At 73.0% G+C, this 24,868-nt stretch carries 22 protein-coding genes and 1 pseudogene; 17 read left to right on the top strand and 6 right to left on the bottom strand.

The window, feature by feature from the left end; translation table 11 throughout:
* Positions 1–7: 7 nt before the first annotated feature.
* Entirely contained in the window at positions 8–778 is a 771-nt protein-coding gene (locus Q7T52_RS02055) for an SDR family oxidoreductase (protein ID WP_304799059.1), read from the bottom strand.
* Positions 779–835: 57 nt separating this feature from the next.
* Between Q7T52_RS02055 and Q7T52_RS02050 the strand changes: the two genes are divergently transcribed.
* Positions 836–1,396 carry a TetR/AcrR family transcriptional regulator gene (locus tag Q7T52_RS02050; protein WP_304799058.1) on the top strand — a complete coding sequence of 187 codons (561 nt, stop codon included), beginning with the start codon at positions 836–838 and terminating at the stop codon, positions 1,394–1,396.
* Between the two features lie 15 nt (positions 1,397–1,411).
* On the opposite strand, the gene Q7T52_RS02045 is transcribed toward Q7T52_RS02050, so the two are convergent.
* Complete coding sequence (locus Q7T52_RS02045) at positions 1,412–2,011, bottom strand: TIGR03086 family metal-binding protein (RefSeq protein WP_304799057.1); 600 nt, start codon at positions 2,009–2,011, stop codon at positions 1,412–1,414.
* A gap of 63 nt (positions 2,012–2,074) precedes the next feature.
* Between Q7T52_RS02045 and Q7T52_RS02040 the strand changes: the two are divergent.
* Positions 2,075–2,968: pseudogene (locus Q7T52_RS02040) on the top strand (helix-turn-helix transcriptional regulator); the annotation flags it as partial.
* Here Q7T52_RS02040 and Q7T52_RS02035 read toward each other — a convergent pair.
* Positions 2,906–3,850, bottom strand: coding sequence for a DUF817 domain-containing protein (locus tag Q7T52_RS02035; RefSeq protein ID WP_304799056.1), 945 nt, complete (start codon positions 3,848–3,850; stop codon positions 2,906–2,908). The pseudogene Q7T52_RS02040 and the gene Q7T52_RS02035 sit on opposite strands and share 63 nt — an antisense overlap.
* A 68-nt stretch (positions 3,851–3,918) precedes the next feature.
* Between Q7T52_RS02035 and pheS the strand changes: the two genes are divergently transcribed.
* The 4 genes from pheS to Q7T52_RS02015 are packed head-to-tail and all read left to right on the top strand — an operon-like array spanning position 3,919 to position 11,478.
* Positions 3,919–5,025, top strand: coding sequence for a phenylalanine--tRNA ligase subunit alpha (pheS, locus tag Q7T52_RS02030; RefSeq protein WP_304799055.1), 1,107 nt, complete (start codon positions 3,919–3,921; stop codon positions 5,023–5,025).
* Positions 5,025–7,505 (top strand): phenylalanine--tRNA ligase subunit beta, encoded by a 2,481-nt coding sequence (pheT, locus tag Q7T52_RS02025; protein ID WP_304799054.1) that lies wholly within the window; start codon positions 5,025–5,027, stop codon positions 7,503–7,505. The genes pheS and pheT overlap by 1 nt, the downstream gene beginning before the upstream one ends.
* Positions 7,502–8,368 (top strand): aldo/keto reductase, encoded by an 867-nt coding sequence (locus tag Q7T52_RS02020; RefSeq protein ID WP_304799053.1) that lies wholly within the window; start codon positions 7,502–7,504, stop codon positions 8,366–8,368. The genes pheT and Q7T52_RS02020 overlap by 4 nt, the downstream gene beginning before the upstream one ends.
* 5 nt (positions 8,369–8,373) lie before the next feature.
* Positions 8,374–11,478, top strand: a complete 3,105-nt coding sequence (locus tag Q7T52_RS02015) for a BTAD domain-containing putative transcriptional regulator (protein ID WP_304799052.1) — start codon at positions 8,374–8,376, stop codon at positions 11,476–11,478.
* 1 nt (position 11,479) lies between these two features.
* Here the strand turns inward: Q7T52_RS02015 and Q7T52_RS02010 are convergent, their stop codons facing one another.
* The 3 genes from Q7T52_RS02010 to Q7T52_RS02000 all read right to left on the bottom strand — a co-directional run bounded on the left by Q7T52_RS02010 (position 11,480) and on the right by Q7T52_RS02000 (position 14,266).
* A complete protein-coding gene (locus tag Q7T52_RS02010) occupies positions 11,480–12,316 on the bottom strand; it encodes an ABC transporter permease (RefSeq protein ID WP_304799051.1) in 837 nt (278 codons plus the stop codon).
* A complete protein-coding gene (locus tag Q7T52_RS02005; RefSeq protein ID WP_304799050.1) occupies positions 12,316–13,326 on the bottom strand; it encodes an ATP-binding cassette domain-containing protein in 1,011 nt (336 codons plus the stop codon). The genes Q7T52_RS02010 and Q7T52_RS02005 overlap by 1 nt, the downstream gene beginning before the upstream one ends.
* A gap of 112 nt (positions 13,327–13,438) precedes the next feature.
* Complete coding sequence (locus Q7T52_RS02000) at positions 13,439–14,266, bottom strand: maleylpyruvate isomerase family mycothiol-dependent enzyme (protein WP_304799049.1); 828 nt, start codon at positions 14,264–14,266, stop codon at positions 13,439–13,441.
* A gap of 87 nt (positions 14,267–14,353) precedes the next feature.
* Between Q7T52_RS02000 and argC the strand changes: the two genes are divergently transcribed.
* Genes argC through Q7T52_RS01945 form a run of 11 tightly spaced genes read left to right on the top strand, consistent with a single transcriptional unit; the run spans position 14,354 to position 24,544 of the window.
* Complete coding sequence (gene argC, locus Q7T52_RS01995; RefSeq protein ID WP_304799080.1) at positions 14,354–15,430, top strand: N-acetyl-gamma-glutamyl-phosphate reductase; 1,077 nt, start codon at positions 14,354–14,356, stop codon at positions 15,428–15,430.
* A complete protein-coding gene (locus Q7T52_RS01990; RefSeq protein WP_304799048.1) occupies positions 15,427–15,825 on the top strand; it encodes an ACT domain-containing protein in 399 nt (132 codons plus the stop codon). The genes argC and Q7T52_RS01990 overlap by 4 nt, the downstream gene beginning before the upstream one ends.
* Before the next feature lie 29 nt (positions 15,826–15,854).
* Complete coding sequence (argJ, locus tag Q7T52_RS01985; protein WP_304799047.1) at positions 15,855–17,015, top strand: bifunctional glutamate N-acetyltransferase/amino-acid acetyltransferase ArgJ; 1,161 nt, start codon at positions 15,855–15,857, stop codon at positions 17,013–17,015.
* Positions 17,012–17,977 carry an acetylglutamate kinase gene (gene argB / locus Q7T52_RS01980; protein WP_304799046.1) on the top strand — a complete coding sequence of 322 codons (966 nt, stop codon included), beginning with the start codon at positions 17,012–17,014 and terminating at the stop codon, positions 17,975–17,977. The genes argJ and argB overlap by 4 nt, the downstream gene beginning before the upstream one ends.
* Positions 17,970–19,151 (top strand): acetylornithine transaminase, encoded by a 1,182-nt coding sequence (locus tag Q7T52_RS01975; protein WP_304799045.1) that lies wholly within the window; start codon positions 17,970–17,972, stop codon positions 19,149–19,151. Before argB ends, Q7T52_RS01975 begins: the two co-directional genes overlap by 8 nt.
* On the top strand, positions 19,148–20,077 hold the full coding sequence (argF, locus tag Q7T52_RS01970; protein ID WP_304799044.1) for an ornithine carbamoyltransferase: 930 nt from the start codon (positions 19,148–19,150) through the stop codon (positions 20,075–20,077). Before Q7T52_RS01975 ends, argF begins: the two co-directional genes overlap by 4 nt.
* A complete protein-coding gene (locus tag Q7T52_RS01965) occupies positions 20,074–20,625 on the top strand; it encodes an arginine repressor (protein ID WP_304799042.1) in 552 nt (183 codons plus the stop codon). Before argF ends, Q7T52_RS01965 begins: the two co-directional genes overlap by 4 nt.
* Complete coding sequence (gene argG / locus Q7T52_RS01960; RefSeq protein WP_304799041.1) at positions 20,625–22,058, top strand: argininosuccinate synthase; 1,434 nt, start codon at positions 20,625–20,627, stop codon at positions 22,056–22,058. Before Q7T52_RS01965 ends, argG begins: the two co-directional genes overlap by 1 nt.
* Positions 22,058–22,537, top strand: coding sequence for an NUDIX hydrolase (locus Q7T52_RS01955; protein ID WP_304799040.1), 480 nt, complete (start codon positions 22,058–22,060; stop codon positions 22,535–22,537). The genes argG and Q7T52_RS01955 overlap by 1 nt, the downstream gene beginning before the upstream one ends.
* A 14-nt stretch (positions 22,538–22,551) precedes the next feature.
* Positions 22,552–23,946 carry an argininosuccinate lyase gene (argH, locus tag Q7T52_RS01950; RefSeq protein ID WP_304799079.1) on the top strand — a complete coding sequence of 465 codons (1,395 nt, stop codon included), beginning with the start codon at positions 22,552–22,554 and terminating at the stop codon, positions 23,944–23,946.
* The gene (locus Q7T52_RS01945) at positions 23,930–24,544 is read left to right on the top strand and encodes a DNA-3-methyladenine glycosylase (RefSeq protein ID WP_304799039.1); all 615 of its coding nucleotides are present in this window, start codon (positions 23,930–23,932) and stop codon (positions 24,542–24,544) included. Before argH ends, Q7T52_RS01945 begins: the two co-directional genes overlap by 17 nt.
* The last annotated feature ends 324 nt before the right edge of the window (positions 24,545–24,868 follow it).

The raw sequence follows: 24,868 nt of genomic DNA, 5'->3' as shown, positions 1-24,868 counted from the left end.
GACCCGGTCAGCCCTGGGCCGTCGGTCGGACCACGACGTCACCGACGTCGACGCCGTCGGGCTGCTCGATCGCGAACGCGATGGCCCGGGCGATCGCCGACGGGTCGATCCCGAGCTCGTCCATGGCGCGCTGCGTCTGGACGCGCACGGCCGGGTCGTCCATCGAGCTCGCCAGCGACGTCCGCGTCATGCCGGGCGAGACCACGGTGACCCGGTAGCCGCCCTCGCTCTCCTGGCGCAGCGCCTCGCTGATGGTCCGCACCGCGTTCTTGGTCCCGGCGTAGACCGCCTGCCCGGGCACGATCTTCAGCCCCGAGGTCGAGACGACGTTGACCACGTGCCCGGACCCCTGCTCGAGGAAGTGCGGGAGCGCGGCCGCGATGCCGTAGAGGGTGCCGCGGAGGTTGACGTCGATCATCGCCTCCCACGCGTCGACCGCGACGTCGGACATGGGCCCGATCGGGCTGACGCCGGCGTTGTTGACGATGACGTCGAGCCGACCGAACCGCTGCCGGGCCAGGTCGACGAGCGCGACGAGGTCGTCGCGGCGGCGTACGTCGACCACGGTGGCGACCGCGGTCCCACCGCCGGCAGTGATCCGCGCGACGACGTCGTCGAGCCGCTCGCGCCGCCGCGCGCCGACCACCACGTGGGCCCCACGGGCCGCGAGCAGGAGCGCCGTCGCCTCGCCGATCCCGCTGCTGGCCCCGGTGATCGCGACCACCCGGCCCCGCAGCGGGTCGGTCCGGTCCGGGCGGCTGATGTCAGTGGCTGTCATGGCCTCGACGCTAGCACCCTGATGTCAGTCGCTGACATCGGTGCGTAGGATCGGCGGGTGACCAGGTGGACCACCGATGCGCGCTCGCGGCTCGAGCGCGCCGCCGTCGACCTCTACCTCGAGCGCGGCTACGCCGAGACCACGGTCGCTGCCCTGGCGGAGCGGGCCGGGCTGACCGAGCGCACCTACTTCCGGCACTTCCCCGACAAGCGCGAGGTCCTGTTCGCCAACGAGGAGACGCTGCGCGCCGCCCTGGCCGCCGCCGTGGCCGAGGCCCCCGACGGGGACGTCCGCAGCCTGGTCCGCGCCGGCCTCGACGAGGTGGCCCGACGGCTCCAGCCCCGGCACGCCGAGCTCGTCCGCCGTGGCCCGATCGTCGCCGGCCACCCCGACCTGCAGGAGCGCGAGCTGATCAAGCTCGCCTCCTGGACGACGACCCTGCGCGACGCGGTGGTCGCGCGCGGGGTCGACGAGGCGACCGCCGCGCTGGCCGCAGCGGTCGGGATCGCCGTCCTCGACGTCGCCGCCCGGCGGTGGCTCGCCGGCACGCCTGACGCCGACCTCGTCGCCGGTCTGCACGACGCGCTGGCCGGCGCCGGCGACCTGCTCGGCGCCTGACCGGGTGCCGCTGAGTCAGGCGGTCCAGCGCGGGTCGCGCCCGCACCAGCCCACGAGCCGCTCGTACGGCGAAGCGTCGTCGGCCACCTCGACGACCGGCCCGAACGGCACCCAGGACTCGCTCCGCATCTCGCGGGTCAGGGAGCGCCGCATCGGCTCGAGGCAGGCGGTCGCCGGCGCGTCGTCGAGGCCGCTGGTGTCGCCGAGCGCGGTGGCCAGGTCCCAGGCGTGGACGCAGACCTCGCTGACGTAGATGCCGAGCGCCTGTGGTGCCGGCATGTCGCCGGCCGGGTGCTGGACCATCCGGCCGAGCACGTCGTCGTCGGCCAGCGCGGTGACGAGGGCGTCGCGGGCCGAGGTCCAGGCCTCGAGCCAGGCGTCGTCGGCCACGCCGCTCACGGCCGACGGCAGGTCGGTCGGGTGCCCGCCACCGAGGATGTGCGGGATCCGGACCTCGACGGCGACGAGGTGGGCGAGCAGCTCGCGGACGGCCCAGCCGTCGCACGGGGTCGGGCGGTCGAGGTCGGCGGCCGTGATGCGCTCGACGTACGGCGTCACCTGGGCGACGGCGGCGAGCAGGAGCGGACGGGGGTCGGTGAGCGTCTTCGTGGTCATGACAGCCACTCTGGTCGCCATACCTGACACCGACTGTCAGGTATTCCTGGCAGGATCACGAGCGTGCGTGCCGACCGACTCCTCCGCCTGATGCACCTGCTGCAGCGCCACGGCACCCTGCCCGCGGCCCGGCTCGCCGAGCTGCTCGAGGTCAGCGAGCGCACGGTGCTGCGCGACATGGACGCGCTGTCGGCGGCCGGCGTGCCCGTCTTCGCGCAGCGGGGTCGGGGCGGCGGCTGCGGGCTGGTCGAGGGCTACCGCACCGACGTCAGCGGGCTGACGACCGGTGAGGCGCAGGCCCTCTTCCTCTGGGGCGGCCGCGACGCCGCCTCCGAGCTCGGGCTCGGCCCCGAGCTGGGCAACGCCCTGGCCAAGCTGGCCGCCACGGTCCCGACCGGCGCGATGCAGGAGGCCGACGCCCTGGCCTCCGTCCTCGTCGTCGACCGCCGCCGCTGGTTCGCCGCGGTCGAGGAGGTGCCGGTCCTGCCCGTCCTGCGTGAGGCGGCCTCGGCGGGGCGCCGGGTGCGGCTGCGCTACGCCTCGGCCGGCGGCGAGCCGCCCACCACCCGCACCGTCGACCCCTACGGCCTGGTCGAGAACGCCGGTCGCTGGTACCTCCTCGCCGCCCACCGCGGCGAGCGCCGCACCTACCGCGTCTCCCGCATCCTCGACGCCGTCGGGCTCGCGGACCCCGCCCGTCGGCCCGCCGACCTCGACCTCGCCCACGAGTGGGCCGAGTCGCGCCGCTCTCTCGAGGTGGGCGAGTCGATCGAGCTCGACGTCGCGGTCGACCCGGCCGCGCTCGAGGTGTTCCGTCGCCTGGCGTCCTTCCAGGTCGTCTCCGGTACGACGCCCCAGGCCCTCCCGCCGGTCGACGGCGACGACCGGGTCCGGCTACGCCTGACGATGCGGGCGAGGCGGCAGGCCATGGGACTGCTGCTCACCTTCGGCGGCTCGGTCGAGCTGCTGGGGCCGGGCGACCTGCGTGCCGAGCTCGTCGCCACCGCCCGCGCGACCCTCGCCCTCCACACCACCTGACCCGCCACCTGACCCGCCACCTGACCTGCCATCCGACCCCACGGCGTACAGCACCCCCTCCCAGCGCTTGACCGCCGCGACGAGCACGAAGCTCATCGTGACCAGCAGCGCCCACGACCCGATCTTGGCGGTGTGGACCGCCTCCCAGACCTCGAGCTGACCGGGGTACTTCCAGGCGTTCAAGAAGGTGGCCAGGTTCTCGGCGACCCACAGGAACAGTCCGATCAGCACGAACGACAGTGCCAGCGGCATCCGGTAGCGCGCGTCGCCGACCGTGAAGTGCACCCAGGTGCGGCGCAGCACGACCAGCCCGAGCAGCGCGATCGGCACCCGGAGATCGACGACCCAGTGGTGGGTGAAGAAGTTGGCATAGACGAGGACGGCCACCACCGTCATCGGCACCGCGTCGAAGCCCGAGACCCGCAGCGAGAAGCGCCGCCACGCCTGGCACACGTAGGACCCGACGGCGGCGTACATGAAGCCCGAGAACAGCGGCACGCCCCCGACCTTCGTGACCGCCGACTCGGGATAGGACCACGAGCCCACGTGGACCTTGAACACCTCGAGCCCGAGACCGAGCAGGTGGAACGCCACGACGACCAGCACCTCGCGCCACGTCTCGAGGCCCAGCGCCCAGAAGACCAGCGTCACGAGGACGCACCAGACCAGCAGCGCGTCGTAGCGCGCGACCGGCAGTGGCACGACGTAGGCCACCAGCAGCCCTGCGAACAGCGCGACGGCGAAGACGCAGGACTGCGCCTCGGCCCACGCGAAGCGCAGCAGCTGGGTGAGGAGGCGCACCCGACCACGGTACGACGAGCGGGGAACCGGGTCGCGGCACCGACGCCCTCGTTCCTAGACTCACCACCGTGTCCGGACCCAACACCGACTACGACCCCGTGGAGGTCGACGCCTTGAAGCCCGAAGAGGTCGACGCCGCCCGCGACGCGGCCCTGGCCGCCATCGCCGCGGCCCCCGACCTCGACGCCCTCAAGCAGGTGCGCATCGACCACACCGGCGACCGCTCGGCGCTGGCGCTGGCCAACCGCGAGATCGGCGCGCTGCCGCCGCAGGCCCGCAAGGAGGCCGGCCAGCGGGTCGGCCAGGCCAGGGGAGCGGTGAGCAAGGCGCTCGCCCAGCGGCAGACCGTGCTCGAGGCCGAGCACGAGGAGCGGATGCTCGTCGAGGAGACCGTCGACGTCACGCTGCCCACCGACCGGGTGCCCGCCGGCGCGCGCCACCCCCTGACGACCGGGTCCGAGCTGATCGCCGACATCTTCGTCGCGATGGGCTGGGAGGTCGCCGAGGGTCCCGTGATCGAGGCCGAGTGGCTCAACTTCGACGCGCTCAACCTCGGGCCCGACCACCCCGCGCGCACCATGCAGGACACGTTCTGGACCGACCCGGCCGACAACGCCATGGTCCTGCGCACCCACACCTCGCCGGTGCAGGCGCGCACGATGCTCACCCGCACGCCCCCGATCTACGTCGTGTGCCCGGGCCGCGTCTTCCGCACCGACGAGTACGACGCCACCCACAGCCCCGTCTTCCACCAGGTCGAGGGCCTGGCCATCGACGAGGGCATCTCGATGGCCCACCTCAAGGGCACCCTCGACCACTTCGCCGCGGCGATGTTCGGCGAGGGCATCACGACCCGGTTCCGCCCGTCGTTCTTCCCGTTCACCGAGCCGTCCGCCGAGGTCGACCTGGTCTGCTTCGTGTGTCGTGGCGCCCGTCAGGTCGACGGCGTCGAGTGCCGCACCTGCCGCGGCGAGGGCTGGATCGAGTGGGGCGGCTGCGGCGTCGTCAACCCGCGGGTGCTCCGCGCCTGCGGCGTCGACAGCGACCGCTACTCCGGCTTCGCGTTCGGCATGGGCATCGACCGCACCCTGATGTTCCGCCACGCGATCGCCGACCTGCGCGACCTGTTCGAGGGCGACGTCCGCTTCACCACCGCATTCGGATCGGAACTCTGATGAAGGCCCCCGTCTCCTGGATCAAGGACTACGTCGACCTCCCCGGCGACGTCACCACCGAGCAGCTCGCGGCCCGGCTGACCGCGCTCGGCCTCAAGCTCGAGGCCATCGAGAGCCCCGGCGACCAGATCACCGGCCCACTCGTCCTCGGCCGCGTCATCAGCCGTGAGCCCGAGCCGCAGAAGAACGGCAAGACGATCAACTGGTGCCAGGTCGACGTCGGCGACGCCAACGGCACCGGCGAGCCCCAGGGCATCGTCTGCGGCGCGCACAACTTCGACGCCGGCGACCTCGTCGTCGTCGTCCTGCCGGGCGCCGTGCTGCCCGGCGACTTCGCGATCGCCGCGCGCAAGACCTACGGCCACGTGTCGGCCGGCATGATCTGCTCGGCGCGCGAGCTGGGCCTCGGCGAGGACCACGACGGCATCATCGTGCTCCCCGCCGACGCGGGCGAGCCCGGCCAGGACGCCTTCGACGTCCTCGGGCTCCACGACGACGTCATCGAGTTCGAGATCAACCCCGACCGCGCCTACGCGCTGAGCCTGCGCGGGGTCGCCCGCGACGCGGCGCTCGCCTACGGCGTCGCCTTCACCGACCCGGCCGACCGCACGACCCCCGCCGCCAACGGCGACGGGCACCCGGTCGTGCTCGACGACCCCGAGGGCTGTCCGCTGTTCGTGGCCCGCGTCGTCGAGGGCTTCGACCCGACCGCGCCGACGCCCGACTGGATGGCCCAGCGCCTGGTCCAGGCCGGGATGCGCCCGATCTCGCTGGCCGTCGACGTCACCAACTACGTGATGCTCGAGATCGGCCGCCCGATCCACGGCTACGACGCCGACAAGCTGACCGGGCCCATCGGCGTACGCCGGGCGCGTGCGGGGGAGCGGCTGACCACCCTCGACGGCACCGACCGCGCGCTGTCCGAGCAGGACCTCGTCGTCACCGACGAGTCCGGCATCATCGGCCTCGGCGGCGTCATGGGCGGCGAGCCGACCGAGATCTCCGCGACCACGACCCGGGTGCTGGTCGAGGCGGCCCACTGGGACGCCACCTCGATGTTCCGCACCGGCAAGCGCCACAAGATCAGCTCCGAGGCCGGCAAGCGCAACGAGCGCGGCGTCGACCCGACCGTCACCGAGGCCGCGGCCGACCGCGTGGTCGAGCTGCTCGTCACCCACGGCGGCGGCCTGGCCGCCCCCGGCGTGACCGTCGTCGGGGCGGCGCCCCAACCGGCCGCGATCGTGATGCCCCACGACCTGCCCGCCCGGATCACCGGCATCGACATCGACGCCGAGACCGCCGAGAACGCCCTCGTGGCGGTCGGCTGCCTCCTCGGGCCCGACGGCTACCTCCCGCCTCCCTGGCGTCCCGACCTCCTCGACCCCTACGACCTCGTCGAGGAGGTCGCCCGGGTCGTCGGCTACGACCAGGTCCCGTCCGTGCTGCCCGCGCCGGGCGCCGGACGCGGCCTCACCCGCAGCCAGCGGTTGCGCCGCCGCGTCGGCCGCACCCTCGCCGGCGCGGGCTGCGTCGAGGTCATCAGCTTCCCGTTCGTCGGCGAGGCCGCCCTCGACCAGCTCGGCCTGCCCGCCGAGGACCTGCGCCGCCACACGGTGCGGCTCGCCAACCCGCTCTCGACCGAGGAGCCCGGCTACACCACGACGCTGCTCCCCGGCCTCATCAAGGCCGCCACCCGCAACCTTGGCCGCGGCGCCCCCGGCGTCGCCCTCTTCGAGACCGGCACCGTCGCGTTCCCGGTCGACCGCGGGCCGGCGCCGATCTTCGGCGTCGACTGGCGGCCCTCCGAGGACGACCTGGCCAAGCTGCTCGACACGCTCCCGCGCCAGCCGCTCCACCTCGCGGTCGTCCTCGCCGGCGAGCGCGAGCGGGCCGGGTGGTGGGGCGCCGGTCGTGAGACCGCGTGGTCCGACGCCGTCGGCATCGTCCGCCGCCTGGCCGGCGAGCTCGGCGTCGAGGTCGAGGTCCGCTCCGCCGCGCACGCCCCGTGGCACCCCGGGCGCTGCGCGGAGGTCCTCGTCGGCGGCGCCGACGGGGACGTCTCCCTCGGCCACGCCGGCGAGCTTCACCCGACCGTGTGCCGCGCCTTCGGGCTCCCGCCCCGCAGCGCCGCGGTCGAGGTCGACCTCGACGCCCTCCTCGCGGCGGTCGCCGAGACCGTGCCGGGGCCCGAGTTCTCGTCGTACCCCTTGGCCAAGGAGGACGTCGCCCTCCTCGTCGACGCGACCGTGACGGTCGCGGAGGTCGAGGACGCCCTGCGCGCCGGGGCCGGCGACCTGCTCGAGTCGATCCGGCTCTTCGACGTCTACACCGGCGAGCAGGTCGGCGAGGGCAAGCGCTCGCTCGCCTTCGCGCTGCGGTTCCGGGCGCCCGACCGGACGCTCACCGAGGACGAGACCTCGGCCGCCCGCGCCGCCGCGGTCGCCGTCGCCACCGAGCGCTGCGGAGCGGTCCAGCGGTGACCGGCTCCGGCGCGGGGCGCTTCGCGCTCGGCGACCTCACCGTCGACCGGCTCGGGTTCGGGGCGATGCGGCTGACCGGGTCCCGCCCGTTCAGCGCCGGCGAGCCGAGCGACCGCGACACGTCGATCGCCATGCTGCGCAGGGCCGTCGACCGCGGCGTCGACCACGTCGACACCGCGGCGTTCTACTTCAGCCGGACCCGCTCGGCCAACGAGCTCATCAACACCGCGCTCGCGCCCTACCCCGACGACCTCGTCATCGTCACCAAGGTCGGGCCGCACCGCGGGCTCGACGGCTCGTGGAACGGCAAGCCCGAGCCCGCCGACCTGCGCGGCCAGGTTGAGGAGAACCTCCGCCAGCTCGGTCGCGACCACCTCAGCGTCGTCAACTACCGCACCTACGGCCCCGGCCCGGTCGCCGAGCACGTCGGCGCCCTGCACGACCTCGTCACCGAGGGCCTCGTGCGCCACGTCGGCGTCTCCAACGTCACCGTCGAGCAGCTCGACGAGGCCCTGACGGTCGGACCGGTCGTGTGCGTCCAGAACCGCTACTCCCTCGACTCCGACCACAGCCACGACGTCCTGGCGCGGTGCGGCGAGCTCGGCATCGCCTTCGTGCCGTTCTTCGCGATCGCCGGACCCGGTCGCGAGGCCGGGGCGACCGAGGAGGTCGACGTCGTCGGCGAGGTCGCGGCCGAGGTGGGCGCGAGCCCGGCCCAGGTCCGGATCGCCTACACGCTCCACCAGGGCGACCACGTGCTCGCGATCCCCGGCACCAGCAACCCCGACCACCTCGACGCCAACCTCGACGCGGGACGCGTGCGCCTGACCGACGACCAGGTACGCCGGCTCGGCCAGGCCTGACCCGCATGCTCCGGCTGCTCGACGAGACCTCCTACGCCGGCCGGCCCGTCACCGGCGAGCGCAGCCAGTCGCTGCTCGCCGCCCTGGCCGCCGCCCACGGTCGCGCGGTGGTCGAGGCCGACCTGGTCGACGCCGTCTGGGGTCCCGACGACCGGCCGGCCAACCCGGCCAAGGCCCTGCAGGTCGTCGTCTCGCGGACCCGGTCCCAGACCGCCGCCGACGTGGTCCTCCGCGTCGACCACGGCTACCGGCTCGGGGTCACCGGCCCCGACCTCGACGTCGCCTGCCTGGCCCAGGCGGTCCGCGAGGCCGTGCGCGCCGAGGCGGCCGGCGACACCAGCCTCGCCCTTGACCGGGCCCGCTCGGCGCTCGGCCAGGCCGTGGCTGCGCCGGGCGCCGACCTCCCCGCGATCGACTCCCTGCGCGACGACGCCCGCCGCGACCGGGCGACCGCGACGGCCGTCCTCGGCCGCTCCCTCGCCGCGCTGGGCGACCACGACGAGGCGTTCGCCCTGCTCGTGACAGTCCCCGAGCCGGACGAGACCACCCTGGCCGCGCTGCTGCGCAGCGAGGCGGTCGTCCATGGCGCGCCCGCGGCCCTGGCTCGCTACGAGGCCCACCGCGAGGGGGTCCGCGACCGCCTCGGCATCGACCCCGGTCCCACCCTCCAGGCCGTGCACGCGAGCCTGCTCGCCGCCGACAACCCGGTGCGCACCGGGGTCCGCTTCGAGGCGACGTCCCTCGTCGGCCGCGACGACGACGTACGCCGGCTGCGGGCGTTGGTCCGCGAGTCCCGGGTCACCTCGATCCTGGGCCCGGGCGGGCTCGGCAAGACCCGGCTGGCCCACCTGCTCGGGCGCGAGGCCGAGCAGTCGGTCGTCCACTTCGTCGAGCTCGCCGGCGTCGCCTCGCCCGACGACGTGGTGAGCGAGGTCGGCTCCGCCCTCGGCGTGCGCGACTCCGTCAGCGGACGCCGGGTGATGACCCCGGAGCAGCGGGCCGACGTCCGCGGCCGGATCGCCCAGCAGCTCGACCAGGTCCCGACCCTCCTGGTGCTCGACAACTGCGAGCACGTGATCGACGCCGTCGCCGACCTGGTCGCCCCGCTCGTCGCCGCCACCCGTGACCTGCGGGTCGTCACCACCACCCGCGCGCCGCTCGGCATCGCCGCCGAGCGGGTCTTCGCGCTCGGGCAGCTCGGCACGGACGCCGCGGCCGAGCTCTTCCGCCAGCGGGCCGAGGCCGCGCGCCCCGGCGTACGCCTCGACGACGACGTCGTACGCCGGGTGGTCAGCCGCCTCGACGGCCTGCCGCTGGCCATCGAGCTCGCCGCCGCCAAGGTGCGGGCGATGTCGGTCGTCGACATCGACCGCCGACTCGACGACCGCTTCGCCCTGCTCCGCGGCAACGACCGGGGAGCCCCCGACCGCCACCAGACCCTGCTGGCCGTCATCGACTGGTCCTGGAACCTGCTCGGCGACACCGACCGTCGCGCCCTGCGGCGCCTCTCGGTCTTCCACGATGGCTTCGCCCTCGACGGCGCCGACGCCCTGCTCGGCCACGACGCCATGCCCGCGCTGGAGTCGCTGGCTGGTCAGAGCCTGGTGACCGTCCGCGACGACGGCGAGCTGCTGCGCTACCGGATGCTCGAGACGGTCCGCGAGTTCGGCCGCGACCGCCTGGCCGAGGCCGACGAGGAGGCCGACGCCCGCGCCGCGCTGCGTGCCTGGGCCCTCGACCTGACGTCGCGGTCGCTGCTCGGCCTCTACGGCGTCGACCAGGTCGCCGTCGTCCGCGCGCTGGCGGTCGAGGAGAACAACCTCGCCGACGTGCTGCGCGAGGCGCTCGGCGCCGACGACCCCGAGGGCAGCATCTTCCTGGTCGCCGCGCTCGGTGGCTACTGGACGATCCGCGGCGAGCACCAGCGCGTGATCGCCGTCCTCGCCGCGTTCGAGGAGGTGCTCGACGGCTGGGACCCGCCGGCCGACCTCGTCGACACCGCCAGCCGGGCCGCCGGGGTGCTGGTGATGAACACCGCCGTCGCCGAGATGGTGCAGCCTCCCCGAGCGCGAGCCCTGCTGGACCGCTACGGGCCTGGCTCGAGCGATGCCGGTACCCGCGCGCTCGTCCGGCTCATGTCGGTGGCCACCGACATCGCCGAGCCCGACCTCCTGGTCTTCGCCGACGACCCTGACCGGCAGGTCGCGATGCTCGCCCTGCAGTGGGCCAGCCACGGGCTGGAGAACAACGGCGACCCCGAGGCCGCCGCGGCGGCCACCCTGCGCGCCATCGCCCTCTGGCGCGAGGAGGACGGGGTCTGGACCAACGCCCTCCAGCACACCCAGCTCGCCGGGCTCTACGCCCAGCTCGGGCGGATCGAGGAGGCCACCCGGCACGCCGACGCCGGGCTCTCGGTCCTCGACGCGCTCGAGGCCGACGACGACGCCATCCAGCTGCGAGCGGTGCTCGCCTACGCCGCCATCCTCGACGGACGCCTCGACGACGCCCAGCGGTTCCTCGACGAGATGACCGCGCGCCGGGCGACCGGCATGTGGGGCGGCACGATCGTCGTCCCCGCCACCCGGGCCGAGCTGGCCCTCGCGCGCGGCGAGACCGACCGCGGGCTCGAGCTCTTCGACGAGGCCGTCGCCCACGTCCGGGTGCTCCGGTTCCCCGGGTTCGTCCTCGACGAGGGCTTCGAGCCCTGGACGCTCTTCGCCGAGAGCGCGGCGATCGCCGCGCAGGCCCGGCACGGCACCGCGCCGGGAGGCGACGACCTGCACCGGACCCTGCTCGCCAAGGCCGTGCGCGCGCTGGACCCCGGCCGCGGCCGCTTCGACTACCCCGTGGTCGGCTGCGTGCTGTTCGGGCTGGGGGCGTGGGCCCTGCTGCGCGAGGACGCCGCCGCCGAGGGCATCGAGCTGGTGGCCCTCGCGGAGCGGTTCGCCTACAGCCGCTACGCCCCGTCGATGGCGTGGGAGCCGATGGCCGCCTCGGCCGAGACGATCGCGCCCGGCGAGCTCGGGCGCGTGCTGGCTTCCTACGACGGACGCCGCGGCGCGGACGTCCTCGAGGACGCCCGCGCCGCGGTCGCTGCCCTGCAGCGGTGACCTACATCTTCCGGGAGTAGCTCCGCACGGCCAGCGGCGCGAACACCGCGACGACGATGGCGCAGCCGAGCAGCGCGAAGCCGACCTCGGCCGTCACCTGCCCGTCGTTCATCAGGTCGCGGACGGCGGAGACGACGTGGCTGACCGGGTTGACCTTGACGAACGCCGCGAGCCAGCCCGGCAGGGTGCTGGACGGGACGAACGCGTTGGACAGGAACGTCAGCGGGAACATGATCATCATCGAGATGCCCTGCACGCTCTGGGCGGTGCGGGCCACGGTGCCGAGCCAGGTGAAGATCCAGGCCAGCGACCAGCCAGCGGCGATGGTGAGCAGGATGCCGCCCAGGGTGCCGAGGACGCCGCCGCCGGGGCGGAAGCCCATGGCGATGCCGGTGGCGACGGTCAGCACGGCCGCGGTGGCGTAGCGGAGCAGGTCGGCGACCATCGGTCCGGCCAGCGGAGCGATCCGGGCGATCGGCAGCGACTTGAACCGGTCGAAGACGCCCTTGTCCATGTCCTCGCGCAGCTGGATCCCGGTGGCCATGCACGCCGTGAGCGCGGTCTGGGCCAGGATGCCCGGGATGATGATCGGGAGATAGCTGGCCACGTCGCCGGAGATCGCGCCGCCGAAGATGTAGGCGAACATCGCGGTGAAGAGCAGCGGCTGGATCGTGACGTCGAAGAACTGCTCCGGGTTGCGGCGCATCTTCTTGGTCGCCCGCCAGGCCATGGCGAAGGTCTGGGTCAGGGTGTCGCGCAGCGAGACGTGCGGGGCGAGGTCGCGGGTCGGGTGGGCGACGCGGTCGTGGTCGACGGTCGGGGCGAGCATGGTCGTCATCAGGAGGCTTCCTTGATCTCGGCGGAGTCGGAGGTCGAGTCGTCGGTGCCGTGGCCGGTGAGGGCGAGGAACACCTCGTCGAGGGTGGGCTTGGCGACGCTGACCGAGGCGACCGAGAGGCGGGCCTCGCGCAGCGCGATGAGGACGTCGGCGGCACGGTCGGCGTCGGGGAGGGCGACGTTGAGCCCACCCGACTCGGGGGTGAGGACGGGCTCCTCGCCGAGGATCCGGCGTACGACGTCCGCGGCGTCGGCGATCCGCTCGCGGTCGGCGAGGCGCAGCTGGAGGGTCGAGGTGCCGACCGACGACTTGAGCTCGTCGGGCGTGCCCTCGGCGACCGTGCGGCCGCGGTCGATGACCGCGATCCGGTCGGCGAGCTGGTCGGCCTCGTCGAGGTACTGGGTGGTGAGCAGCACGGTGCAGCCGTCGGCGACCAGGGTGCGGATGGTGTCCCACATCTGGCCGCGGGTGCGCGGGTCGAGGCCGGTGGTCGGCTCGTCGAGGAAGATGAGCGGCGGGCGGCTGATGAGGCTGGCGGCCAGGTCGAGCCGGCGGCGCATGCCGCCGGAGAACTGCGAGATCGGCCGGTTCGCGGCCTCCTCGAGCCCGAAGCTGCCGAGCAGCTCCGCGGCCGTCGCCTTGGCGCGCTTGGAGGAGAGGCCCTGGAGGCGGCCGAAGAGCCAGAGGTTCTCGCGGGCGGTGAGGTTCTCGTCGACCGACGCGTACTGGCCGGTGACGCCGACGAGCTGACGGATCTCGTGGGCCCGGGTCGCGACGTCGACGCCGAAGATCTCGGCCCGGCCGCCGTCGATCGGCAGCAGGGTGGCGAGCATCCGGATCATCGTGGTCTTGCCGGCGCCGTTGGGGCCGAGCACGCCGAAGACCTCGCCGCGGCGGACCTCGAGGTCGACGCCGTCCACGGCGCGGAAGTCGCCGAAGGTCTTGACCAGGCCGTGCGCGGAGACCGCGAGGTCGGGCCCCGGAGCGGTGGGGTGGGTGTGGATGTCCATGTCCGCACTCTGTGGCCCAGCGGTTTCACATCGCCTTCACGCCGCTTTCACGCCGACCCGTCGCGTGGACGCGACGGGTCACCGTGCCGGGCGGGCCGGTGTCGGCGGGGAGTCAGTCCAGGGGAGGGCTGAGGGCGGCCATCAGCTCGGCGTGGGCCGCCGGGTCGCCGGAGACCTCGATGCCGTCGGCGGGCCGCCGCTTCCACCACGTGGCGTCGAGGTCGGCGGCGGTGCCGCTCACCACGGCCGACGGCTCGGTGCCGGGGTCGTCGACCACCACGAGGTGCGGGCCGTCGTAGTTCTTGCCCGACTCGGGGTCGGTGCCGAGGAAGGTGCAGGGCTGGACCCACAGGGCGTGGCCGGTGTCGGTGAGGTCGATGCGCACGTGGTGGGTGCCCGGCTCGATCCGGCCCCAGGCCGGCGCCGCGCCGCCGTACATCACCTCGAGGAGCTCGGCGACGCCGTCGGCCGCGAGCGCGGGGTCGAGCGGCGTCACGGTGTCGGGGCCGGCGGTCTGCTCGGCGTCGAGCCGGTGCACCAGCGCCTCGTGGGCCTGGCGCCGGAAGGTGAACCCGACGGTCCGGCCGTCCGGCACGTGGTCGGCCCACGACCAGGCGGGCTCGGCGGGATCGGCGCCGGCCAGCGCGTCGACCAGTCCGGCGGACAGCTCGGCGTACTGGTCGAGCAGGCCCCCGTAGGAGTCGGCGCGGGCCGGTCGTCGCTCGTCGTCGGGTGGTCCTTCGGGGCGGCGCATCATCGCGTCGCTCCAGAACCACTGCACCCCTGCGAGGTGCCAGACCAGCTCTGCGGCGTCCCAGTCGGGGCAGGCAGGCACCCGCGCCCCGGGGTCGCAGGCTGAGAGCACCGCGTGGAACCGGGCCGACTCGGAGCGGATACGGTCGAGGTAGGTAGCGGCGTCGAGGCGCGTGTCGAGACTCATGACCGGCACGCTAGGGGCAGACCAGGACCGTTGGCGTCCGGTTATCGAGGCCCTATTGTGCATGATCATTCGGTCTCTTGTATGGTCATGCACATGACGACGACGTCCTCCACCCGACCCCGCGTGGGTGTCGCCGGCGCCAGCGGCTACGCCGGCGGTGAGGCCCTGCGCCTCCTCCTCGGCCACCCGGGGGTCGAGATCGGCGCCCTCACGGCGGGGTCCAACGCGGGCGAGGCGCTCGGCTCGCTCCAACCCCACCTGGTGCCGCTGGCCGACCGCATCCTCGAGACCACCGACGCCGCGACCCTCGCTGGGCACGACGTCGTGATCCTGGCGCTGCCCCACGGGCAGTCCGCGGCCCTGGCCCGCGAGCTCGGCGACGACGTGCTCGTCATCGACTGCGGCGCCGACTTCCGGCTCGGCGACGCCGCCGTGTGGGAGCAGTTCTACGGCGGCGACCACGCCGGCACCTGGCCCTACGGGCTGCCCGAGCTGCTCCACCCCGACGGCACCCGCCAGCGCGAGCTGCTGCGCGACGCGCGACGCGTCGCCGTACCCGGCTGCTACCCGACCGTCAGCACCCTCACCCTGGCCCCCGCCCTCGCGGCCGGGCTCGTCGATCCCGACGTCGTCGTCGTCGCGGCCTCCGGCACCAGCGGCGCCGGCAAGGCCGCCAAGCCCCACCTGCTCGGCAGCGAGACCATGGGCAACGCCAGCGCCTACGGCGTCGGCGGCGTGCACCGGCACACCCCCGAGATCCACCAGAACCTCGCCCCCCTCGCCAGCGCCGACGGCGGCACGCTCCGGGTCAGCTTCACGCCGCTCCTCGTGCCGATGGCGCGCGGGATCCTCGCCACCTGCAGCGCCCCGCTCCGTGAGGGCGTGACCGCCGACGACGCCTACGCCGCCTACACCAAGGCCTACGCGGACGAGCCGTTCGTGCACGTCCTGCCGCCCGGGCAGTGGCCCCAGACCCAGTCCGTGCTCGGCTCCAACGCCGTCCACGTGCAGGTGACCGTCGACGAGACCGCCGGGCGGCTCGTCGCCGTCGGCGCCGTCGACAACCTCGCCAAGGGCACCGCCGGCGCCGCCGTGCAGTGCCTCAACCTCGCCCTCGGTCTCGACGAGACCCTGGGCCTCTCGACCGTAGGACTCGCCCCATGAGCACCATCCACCAGTTCCCCGAGAAGCTCGCCGTCCTCAAGCTCGCCTCCGGCGCGGAGGTGCCGGCCTGGGCCGAGTCGTCCTCCTTGTTCTCGGTCACCGCCACCGCCGGTGAGACCTCGCTCGTCTGCGCCGGCCGGTCCGTGCCGACCAAGATCCCCGGCGACCGCGGCCTCATCGGCTTCACGCTGGTCGGCGAGGTGGGCTCCCGGGTTCCCAGTCCGGCCGGCGTCCTGGTCGAGCTGCTCACCCCGCTCGCCGAGGAGGGCATCGCGGTCCACACGATCACCACCTTCTCCACCGTCTGGGTCCTGGTGCCGGTCACCGAGGTCGAGCGCGCGACGGAGGCCTGGCGACGACGGGGCCACACCGTCGCCCCCGCCCCCGTCGCCTAGCCCGTCCAGACCCACGCAGGAGAACCACCATGAGCGTCACGCAACCCGCAGGTTTCACCGCGTCCGGCGTCGCCGCCGGCCTCAAGTCCACCGGCGCCGCCGACGTCGCCCTCGTCGTCAACCAGGGCCCGACCTTCGACTCGGCGTCCGTCTTCACCGCCAACCGCTGCCTCGCCAACCCGGTCCTGTGGAGCAAGGAGGTCGTCAAGGACGGCGTCGTGCGCGCGGTCTTCCTCAACTCCGGCGGCGCCAACTGCTACACCGGCCCCGACGGCTTCCAGACGACCCACGCCGTCGCCGAGCGCGTCGCCGAGCGGGTCGGCGTCGCCGCCATCGACGTCGTCGTCTGCTCGACCGGACTGATCGGACTGACCAACCCGCGCGACAAGGTCCTCGCCGGGGTCGACGCCGCCCATGCCGCCCTCGCCGACGAGGCGGGCGGCGGAGGTGACGCCGCTGCCCACGCGATCATGACCACCGACTCGGTCAGCAAGCAGGCCGTCGTCGAGGGAGCCGGGTGGAGCATCGGCGGCATGGCCAAGGGCGCGGGCATGCTCGCCCCCGCGCTCGCCACCATGCTGGTCGTCATCACCACCGACGCCGTCGTGCCCGCCGCCGACCTCGACACGGCGCTGCGCGCCGCGACCCGGGTCAGCTTCGACCGGCTCGACTCCGACGGCTGCATGTCGACCAACGACACCGTCACCGTGATGGCCAGCGGGGCCAGCGGCATCACGCCGTCACTGCCCGACTTCACCGACGCGCTCACCCAGATGTGCACCGACCTCGCGATGCAGCTGCTCCACGACGCCGAGGGCGCCGACCACGAGATCGCCATCACCACCCTCAACGCCGCCAGCGAGGACGACGCCGTCGAGGTCGGGCGCAGCGTCGCCCGCAGCAACCTCTTCAAGGCTGCCGTCTTCGGCAAGGACCCCAACTGGGGCCGCGTCCTCGCCTCCATCGGCACCACGGCCGCCGCGTTCGACCCCGCCGACCTCGACGTCGCCATCAACGGCGTCTGGGTCTGCCGCGAGTCCACCCCCGCCGAGGACCCCACCCTCGTCGACCTCGCCCCGCGCGAGGTCACCGTCACGATCGACCTGAAGTCCGGCACCGACCGCGCCACGGTCTGGACCAACGACCTCACCCACGCCTACGTCCACGAGAACAGCGCCTACTCCTCATGACCGACACCACGCCCGACACCTCGAACCCCTCGAACCCGCACCACGACCCCAGCAAGCCCGACCCCGCCAAGGCCCGCGTGCTCGCCGACGCCCTGCCGTGGCTGAAGCGCTACCACGGCAAGGTCGTCGTGGTGAAGTACGGCGGCAACGCCATGACCGACGACGCCCTCAAGCGTGCGTTCGCCGAGGACGTCGTGTTCCTCCGGCTGGCCGGGTTCAAGCCCGTCGTCGTCCACGGTGGCGGCCCGCAGATCTCGGCCATGCTCGACCAGCTCGGCATCGAGTCGGAGTTCCGCGGCGGCCTGCGGGTCACCACACCCGAGGCGATGGAGGTCGTCCGGATGGTGCTCGTCGGTAAGGTCCAGCGCGACCTCGTCGGCCTCATCAACGACCACGGCCCCCTCGCGGTCGGGCTCTCCGGTGAGGACGCCGGCCTGTTCACCGCCACCCAGACCAACACGATCGTGGATGGTGAGGAGGTCGACCTCGGCCTCGTCGGCGAGGTCACCAAGGTCCGGCCCGAAGCGGTCCTCGACATCATCGAGGCCGGCCGCATCCCGGTGGTCTCCAGCGTCGCTCCCGACGCCGACGGCGTGATCCACAACGTCAACGCCGACTCGGCGGCTGCGGCGCTCGCCATCGCGCTGGGTGCCGAGAAGCTGCTCGTGCTCACCGACGTCGAGGGCCTGTTCCTCGACTGGCCCAGCTCCGAGGACGTGATCGGCGAGATCAGCCCGGAGTCGCTCGAGGAGATCCTCCCCGACCTCGCCAGCGGCATGGTGCCCAAGATGAAGGCCTGCCTCCAGGCCGTCCAGGGCGGCGTGCCCCGCGCCACGGTCGTCGACGGCCGCGAGCTGCACGCGGTCCTGCTCGAGCTGTTCACCCAGGAGGGCGTCGGCACCCAGGTGCTGCCCGGGGTCGAGACCAAGACCCGGAAGGCGAGGGACGCCGGCCATGTCTGATCCCACCCATCAGGAGCGCTACGCGGCTTCGCTGATGAACACCTTCGGCCCGCCCAAGCTCACGCTGGCCCGCGGCCGGGGCGCCCACGTCTGGGACACCGACGGCAAGGAGTACGTCGACCTCCTCGGCGGCATCGCCGTCAACGCCCTCGGCCACGCCCACCCCGCGCTCGTGGCGGCCGTGACCGATCAGCTGTCGACGCTCGGCCACATCTCCAACTTCTTCGCGTCCGAGCCCCAGATCGCGCTCGCCGAGCGGCTCCTCGACCTCGCCGGCCACGGTCCCGGCAAGGTGTTCCTCACCAACTCGGGCACCGAGGCCGTCGAGGCGGCGTTCAAGCTCACCCGCCGCACCGGCCGCACCCACGTCGTCGCGGCCGAGGGCGGCTTCCACGGCCGCACGATGGGTGCGTTGGCGCTGACCTCCAAGGAGGCCTACCGGACGCCCTTCGAGCCGTTGCCCGGTGACGTCACCTTCGTGCCCTACGGCGACGCGGACGCGCTGGCTGCTGCCGTCACCGACGCGACCGCCGCCGTGCTCCTCGAGCCGATCCAGGGCGAGGCCGGGGTCGTCGTCCCGCCCGAGGGCTACCTCGCCGCCGCCCGCGCGATCACCACCGAGCACGGAGCACTGCTCTGGCTCGACGAGATCCAGACCGGCATGGGTCGTACGGGCCTGTGGCTCGAGCACCACCGCAGCGGCGTGACCCCCGACGTCGTCACCCTCGCCAAGGGGCTCGCTGGCGGCTTCCCGATCGGTGCGTGCGTCGCCCTCGGCGCGGTTGGCGACCTGCTCCAGCCCGGCAACCACGGGAGCACCTTCGGGGGCAACCCCGTTGCCAGCGCCGCCGCGCTCGCCGTCCTCGACACCATCGACGCCGAGGGCCTGCTCGAGCACGTCACCGTGCTGGGGCAGAAGCTCCGCGACGGCCTGCTCGCCGACCCTCGGGTCACCGAGGTGCGCGGGCAGGGCCTGCTCGTCGGGCTCGACCTCGCCGCCGAGGCCTCCGCCGACGTCACGGCCGCCGCCCTGGAAGCAGGGTTCATCGTCAACAACCCGACCCCGTCACGCATCCGGCTGGCGCCGCCGCTGGTGCTCACCACCGACGACGTCGACGCCTTCCTCGCCGCCTGGCCGACGATCCTCGACGAGGCGATGGGGGAGTCATCATGACGCTCCGCCACTTCCTGCGCGACGACGACCTCAGCCCCGCGGAGCAGACGCGCCTGCTCGACCTGGCCGACGAGCTCAAGCGCTCGCCCTTCTCCCGGCGCCCGCTCGAGGGTCCGAGGTCGGTCGCGATGATCTTCGACAAGCCCACCCTGCGCACGCAGGTGTCGTTCGGCGCCGGCATCGCCGAGCTCGGCGGCAACCCGATGCTCGTCGAGGGACGGCTCGCCGGCATCGGGGTGCGCGAGTCGGTCGAGGACGTCGCCCGCGTGCTGGCGCGTCAGGTCTCGGTCGTGGTGTGGCGCACGTTCTTCCAGGCCGACCTCGACACCATGGCCGCCCACGCCGGTGTCCCGGTCGTCAACGCGCTCACCGACGACTTCCACCCCTGCCAGCTCGTCGCCGACCTGCTCACGGTCCGCGAGCACAAGGGCTCGCTCTTCGGGCTGACCGTGGCGTTCGTCGGTGACGGAGCCTGCAACATGGGGAACTCGTGGCTGCTGGCGGGCACCACCGCCGGCATGCACGTCCGTGTCGCTGCTCCATCGGGCTTCCTCCCCTCGGAGGCGATGATGCAGCGGGCCACCGACATCGCCGCCGAGACCGGTGGGTCCGCCACGTCCTACGACGAGCCGGAGAAGGCCGTCGCCGGTGCCGACGTCGTCGTGACGGACACCTGGATCTCGATGGGCAAGGAGACCGAGGAGGCCGCCCGGGCGGAGGTCTTCGCGCCCTACTCGCTCACCCCCGAGCTGATGGCCCTCGCCCGGCCCGACGCGATCGCGATGCACTGCCTGCCGGCCTACCGCGGCAAGGAGATCGCGGCCGAGGTGATCGACGGGCCGCAGAGCGTGGTCTGGGACGAGGCCGAGAACCGTCGTCACGCGCAGAAGGCCGTCCTGGCGTTCCTGCTCGAGGAGTCGAAATGACGACAGCCGGCTCGACCAACGGGACGCGGATGCCCGTCACCAAGAACGCGCGCCACCAGCGCATCGTCGAGCTGGTGACCCACCACGAGGTGCACTCGCAGACCGAGCTGGCCGACCTGCTCGCCGACGAGGGTCTGCGCGTCACCCAGGCCACGCTCTCCCGCGACCTCGTCGAGCTCGACGCTCTCAAGGTCCGTTCTGCGAGCGGCGCTCTCGTCTATGCCGTCCCGGGCGAGGGCGGCGACCGCCGCCTGCAGTCGAACGAGACGGCGGCGGCCGTGCAGCGGCTCAGCCGACTGTGCGGCGAGCTCCTCGTCAGTGCCGAGGCGAGCGCCAACCTCGTCGTCCTCCGCACCCCGCCGGGCGGCGCCCAATACCTCGCCTCGGCGTTCGACAAGGCCGAGGTGCCCGACATCCTCGGCACCATCGCCGGCGACGACACCGTGCTCGTCATCGCCCGCGACCCCGCCGGCGGCGACGCGCTCGCCCGTCGCTTCCTCGCCCTCGCCGGCTCCACCCACGACTCCCACCCCGACAAGGAACTCTGATGTCCAAGGTCCTCACGTCCCTCCCCGTCGGCGAGCGCGTCGGCATCGCCTTCTCCGGCGGCCTCGACACCTCGGTCGCCGTGGCCTGGATGCGCGCCAAGGGCGCCATCCCGTGCACCTACACCGCCGACATCGGCCAGTACGACGAGCCTGACATCGCCGGCGTACGCGGGCGCGCGCTCGAGTACGGCGCCGAGCTGGCCCGCCACGTCGACATCAAGCCCCAGCTCGTCGAGGAGGGCCTCGCCGCGCTGGCGTGCGGTGCCTTCCACGTCCGCTCCGGCGGCCGCACCTACTTCAACACCACGCCCCTGGGTCGCGCCGTCACTGGCACGCTGCTGGTCCGCGCCATGCACGCCGACGGCGTCGACATCTGGGGCGACGGCTCGACGTTCAAGGGCAACGACATCGAGCGGTTCTACCGCTACGGCCTGCTGGCCAACCCCGAGCTGCGCATCTACAAGCCGTGGCTCGACGCCGACTTCGTCCACGAGCTCGGCGGCCGTGCCGAGATGAGCCAGTGGCTCGTGGAGCAGGGCCTGCCCTACCGCGACAGCACCGAGAAGGCCTACTCGACCGACGCCAACATCTGGGGCGCCACCCACGAGGCCAAGACCCTCGAGCACCTCGACGTGTCGCTGGAGTCGGTCGAGCCGATCATGGGCGTGAAGTTCTGGGACCCCGCCGTGACGATCGACACCGAGGACGTCACCATCGCCTTCGAGCGCGGCCGCCCGGTCTCGATCGACGGCAAGCCGTTCGACGACGCGGTCGAGCTGGTCCACCAGGCCAACGCGATCGGCGGCCGTCACGGGCTCGGCATGTGCGACCAGATCGAGAACCGCATCATCGAGGCCAAGTCGCGCGGCATCTACGAGGCCCCCGGCATGGCGCTGCTCTGGATCGCCTACGAGCGGCTGCTCAACGCGATCCACAACGAGGACACCATCGCCAGCTACCACGCCGAGGGACGCCGCCTCGGCCGGCTGCTCTACGAGGGTCGCTGGCTCGACCCGCAGGCGCTGATGATCCGCGAGTCCATCCAGCGGTGGATCGCCTCCGTCGTCACCGGCGAGGTGACGATCCGGCTGCGTCGCGGCGAGGACTACACGGTCCTGCGCACCGACGGGCCGGCGTTCTCCTACCACCCCGACAAGCTCTCGATGGAGCGCACCGACAACGCCGCGTTCGGTCCGACCGACCGCATCGGCCAGCTCACGATGCGCAACCTCGACATCGCCGACTCCCGCGCCAAGCTCGAGCTCTACGCCGAGCAGCCCCTCGAGCAGGGCCAGGTGCTCGTCGAGAACGGCACCCTGTTCGGCGAGATCGAGCAGGGCGGCTCCGCTCGCATCTCCCGCAACCCGCGGGGCGACGACGAGATGAGCGACGAGGCCCTCGACGCGGCGGCGATGGAGTTCGGCACCGACTGATGGCGACCCACCGCGTGACGGCGCGGGTGCTCCCGGTGAGTCCCGACGGCGCCGTGCTCCTGCTGCGCGAGCAGGACCCCGCCCGCCGCGGCGAGATCTACTGGGCGAGCGTCGGGGGCGCCGTCGACCCGGGGGAGTCACTGAGGGAGACCGCCGTGCGTGAGCTGCTCGAGGAGACCGGCATCGTCGTGCCCCCCGACGACCTGGTCGGTCCGGTGCACCAGCTGGTCGACCCGTTCTCCTGGGGCGGCGTCGCCTACGTCGGCGACTCGACCTACTTCGCCGTACGTGTCCCGCGCGACGCCCGGGTGACCTTCGACCGGCTGGAGCCGGAGGAGATCGGCAACCTGCTGGGAGCTGACTGGTGGCGCCCGGAGGACCTGCCGGACGAGGTCGCCGTCCGGCCGTCGGGCCTGCGCGACATCATGAGGGCAGCAGTGGCGGCCATCCCGCCGTCTCGTCACGGAGGAGAGCAGTGAGCACCAACGAAGGCATGCTCTGGGGCGGCCGCTTCGCCGCGGGACCGTCCCCGGAGCTCGAGGCGCTCTCCCGGTCGACCCACTTCGACTGGCGGCTCGCGCTCTACGACATCGCGGGGTCGCACGCCCACGCCAAGGCGCTCGGCGCCGCGGGCTACCTCACGCCTGACGACGAGGCCGAGATCCACCGGGGCCTCGACGTGCTCGCCGCGCGCTGGACCAGTGGTGAGCTGAGGCCGAGCCCCTCCGACGAGGACGTGCACGGCGCGCTCGAGCGGCTGCTCCTCGACGAGGTGGGTGTCGACGTCGGAGGACGGCTCCGCGCGGGCCGCAGCCGCAACGACCAGATCGCGACGCTGTTCCGGATGTATCTCCGTGACCACCTGCGTCCCGTGGCCCGCGGGGTCCTCGACCTCGTCGACGCCCTCGTGGCGCAGGCCCAGGCACACGGTGACGCCGTGATGCCGGGGCGCACCCACCTGCAGCACGCCCAGCCGGTGCTGCTCGCGCACCACCTGCTCGCCCATGCCCAGCCGTTGCTGCGCGACGTCGACCGGCTGCTCGACTGGGACCGTCGCGTCGCCGGCGACTCGCCTTACGGGAGCGGTGCTCTCGCGGGCCAGACGCTCGGCCTCGACCCCACGCTGGTGGCCGTCGAGCTCGGCTTCACCGGTTCCTCGGCCAACTCGATCGACGGTACGTCGGCCCGTGACTTCGTCTCGGAGTTCGCCTTCGTCTGCGCGCAGGTCGGCATCGACGTCAGCCGGATCGCCGAGGAGGTCATCCTCTGGTCCACCCGGGAGTTCGGCTTCGTGCGGTTGCACGACTCCTGGTCGACGGGGTCGAGCATCATGCCGCAGAAGAAGAACCCGGACATCGCCGAGCTGGCTCGCGGCAAGGCGGGCCGGCTGGTCGGCAACCTGACGGGCTTGCTCACCACGCTCAAGGCGCTGCCCCTGGCCTACAACCGCGACCTCCAGGAGGACAAGGAACCCGTCTTCGACTCCGTGGACACCCTCGAGGTGCTGCTGCCGGCGTTCGCAGGGATGGTCGCGACGCTCGGGTTCGACACCGACCGGATGGCCGAGCTCGCCCCTCAGGGCTTCTCGCTGGCCACCGACGTCGCCGAGTGGCTCGTCCGTGAGGGCGTGCCGTTCCGCGTCGCGCACGAGGTCGCCGGCGCCTGCGTGCAGCGTTGCGAGGAGCTCGGCGTCGAGCTCGACGAGCTCACCGACGAGCAGTACGCCGAGATCTCTCCCCACCTGCGTCCAGAAGTGAGAGCAGTGCTCACGGTGGCGGGATCGGTGGCGGCTCGCGACGGGCGTGGCGGCACCGCACCGGTGCGGGTGCGCGAGCAGCTTGCCGACGTGCAGGACCGCGTGGCGTCGTACCGTGACCGACTGGCCTGAGCTCCGGGGTCCCGTCCAGGACGTCGCCCCACGGCTCCTCGGCTCCGTGCTGAGCAGGGGCGGCGTAGCGGTGCGCATCACCGAGGTCGAGGCGTACGCCGGCCCCGACGACCCCGGATCCCACGCCTACCGGGGACCGACGCGCCGCAACGCGGTCATGTTCGGACCGGCCGGTCGGCTCTACTGCTACTTCACCTACGGCATGCACGTCTGCGCCAACGTGGTGGTGGGGGAGGAGGGCGATCCCTCCGCGGTGCTGCTCCGCGCGGGTGAGGTCGTCGCTGGCGTGGAGGTCGCCCGTGGGCGTCGGCCCTCCGTCGCCGACCGGGCCCTGGCTCGCGGACCTGCGTGCCTGTGCCGGGCCCTCGGCGTGACCCTCCAGGACGACGGGACCGACCTCTCGGACGGCGTCCTCCGCCTCGAGCTGGGAGCGCTCGAACCGTCCGTGAGCACTGGCCCGCGCACCGGCCTGCGCCTCGCACCGGACCGCCCGTGGCGGTTCTGGCTGCCCGGAGAACCCTCGGTCTCGGCGTACCGCAGGCACCCCAAGGCGGCCGCCGAAGGACCCGATTTGGTGTCCGGCGAGGACGTGCCCTAACGTTTCGCTTCGTCGCGGTGAGCGACTCCCACTCGGGGCCAAGAGGCCCGAACACGGTGGGCGTCTGCATGCCCGGCACCGGCTCTGGTAGCCGCCCAGCTCCTCGAGTTGACGCGGACGACACAGAACGGTAATGTTTCTGAGGTTGCGCCAGATCGGGTCCGAAAGGATCTTGAGGGCGCATGCGTCTGATGTTTGAGAACTCAACAGTGTGTCATAGTCGACGAATTAGTTTGATGCTCGTCAATTGTTTATTGGCTGGGTATGGTTTTTTTCGGCAATGATTCTGGCGATAGCTAGTAATCGTTTATTGTCGGGAGTGAA

Origin of the sequence: Nocardioides sp., assembly GCF_030655615.1 — a bacterium.
Lineage (GTDB): Bacteria > Actinomycetota > Actinomycetes > Propionibacteriales > Nocardioidaceae > Nocardioides.
This window is presented reverse-complemented; position numbering and strand designations above follow the sequence as displayed.

Excerpts from the sequence above, each read along its gene's own strand:
- Q7T52_RS02055 (WP_304799059.1), bottom strand. The coding sequence starts at position 778 with ATGACAGCCACTGACATCAGCCGCCCGGACCGGACCGACCCGCTGCGG.
- Q7T52_RS02045 (WP_304799057.1), bottom strand. The coding sequence starts at position 2,011 with ATGACCACGAAGACGCTCACCGACCCCCGTCCGCTCCTGCTCGCCGCC.
- pheT (WP_304799054.1), top strand. The coding sequence starts at position 5,025 with ATGAAGGCCCCCGTCTCCTGGATCAAGGACTACGTCGACCTCCCCGGC.
- Q7T52_RS02015 (WP_304799052.1), top strand. The coding sequence starts at position 8,374 with ATGCTCCGGCTGCTCGACGAGACCTCCTACGCCGGCCGGCCCGTCACC.
- Q7T52_RS02010 (WP_304799051.1), bottom strand. The coding sequence starts at position 12,316 with ATGACGACCATGCTCGCCCCGACCGTCGACCACGACCGCGTCGCCCAC.
- Q7T52_RS02005 (WP_304799050.1), bottom strand. The coding sequence starts at position 13,326 with ATGGACATCCACACCCACCCCACCGCTCCGGGGCCCGACCTCGCGGTC.
- Q7T52_RS02000 (WP_304799049.1), bottom strand. The coding sequence starts at position 14,266 with ATGAGTCTCGACACGCGCCTCGACGCCGCTACCTACCTCGACCGTATC.
- argC (WP_304799080.1), top strand. The coding sequence starts at position 14,354 with ATGCACATGACGACGACGTCCTCCACCCGACCCCGCGTGGGTGTCGCC.
- Q7T52_RS01990 (WP_304799048.1), top strand. The coding sequence starts at position 15,427 with ATGAGCACCATCCACCAGTTCCCCGAGAAGCTCGCCGTCCTCAAGCTC.
- argJ (WP_304799047.1), top strand. The coding sequence starts at position 15,855 with ATGAGCGTCACGCAACCCGCAGGTTTCACCGCGTCCGGCGTCGCCGCC.
- argB (WP_304799046.1), top strand. The coding sequence starts at position 17,012 with ATGACCGACACCACGCCCGACACCTCGAACCCCTCGAACCCGCACCAC.
- Q7T52_RS01975 (WP_304799045.1), top strand. The coding sequence starts at position 17,970 with ATGTCTGATCCCACCCATCAGGAGCGCTACGCGGCTTCGCTGATGAAC.
- argF (WP_304799044.1), top strand. The coding sequence starts at position 19,148 with ATGACGCTCCGCCACTTCCTGCGCGACGACGACCTCAGCCCCGCGGAG.
- Q7T52_RS01965 (WP_304799042.1), top strand. The coding sequence starts at position 20,074 with ATGACGACAGCCGGCTCGACCAACGGGACGCGGATGCCCGTCACCAAG.
- argG (WP_304799041.1), top strand. The coding sequence starts at position 20,625 with ATGTCCAAGGTCCTCACGTCCCTCCCCGTCGGCGAGCGCGTCGGCATC.
- Q7T52_RS01955 (WP_304799040.1), top strand. The coding sequence starts at position 22,058 with ATGGCGACCCACCGCGTGACGGCGCGGGTGCTCCCGGTGAGTCCCGAC.
- argH (WP_304799079.1), top strand. The coding sequence starts at position 22,552 with ATGCTCTGGGGCGGCCGCTTCGCCGCGGGACCGTCCCCGGAGCTCGAG.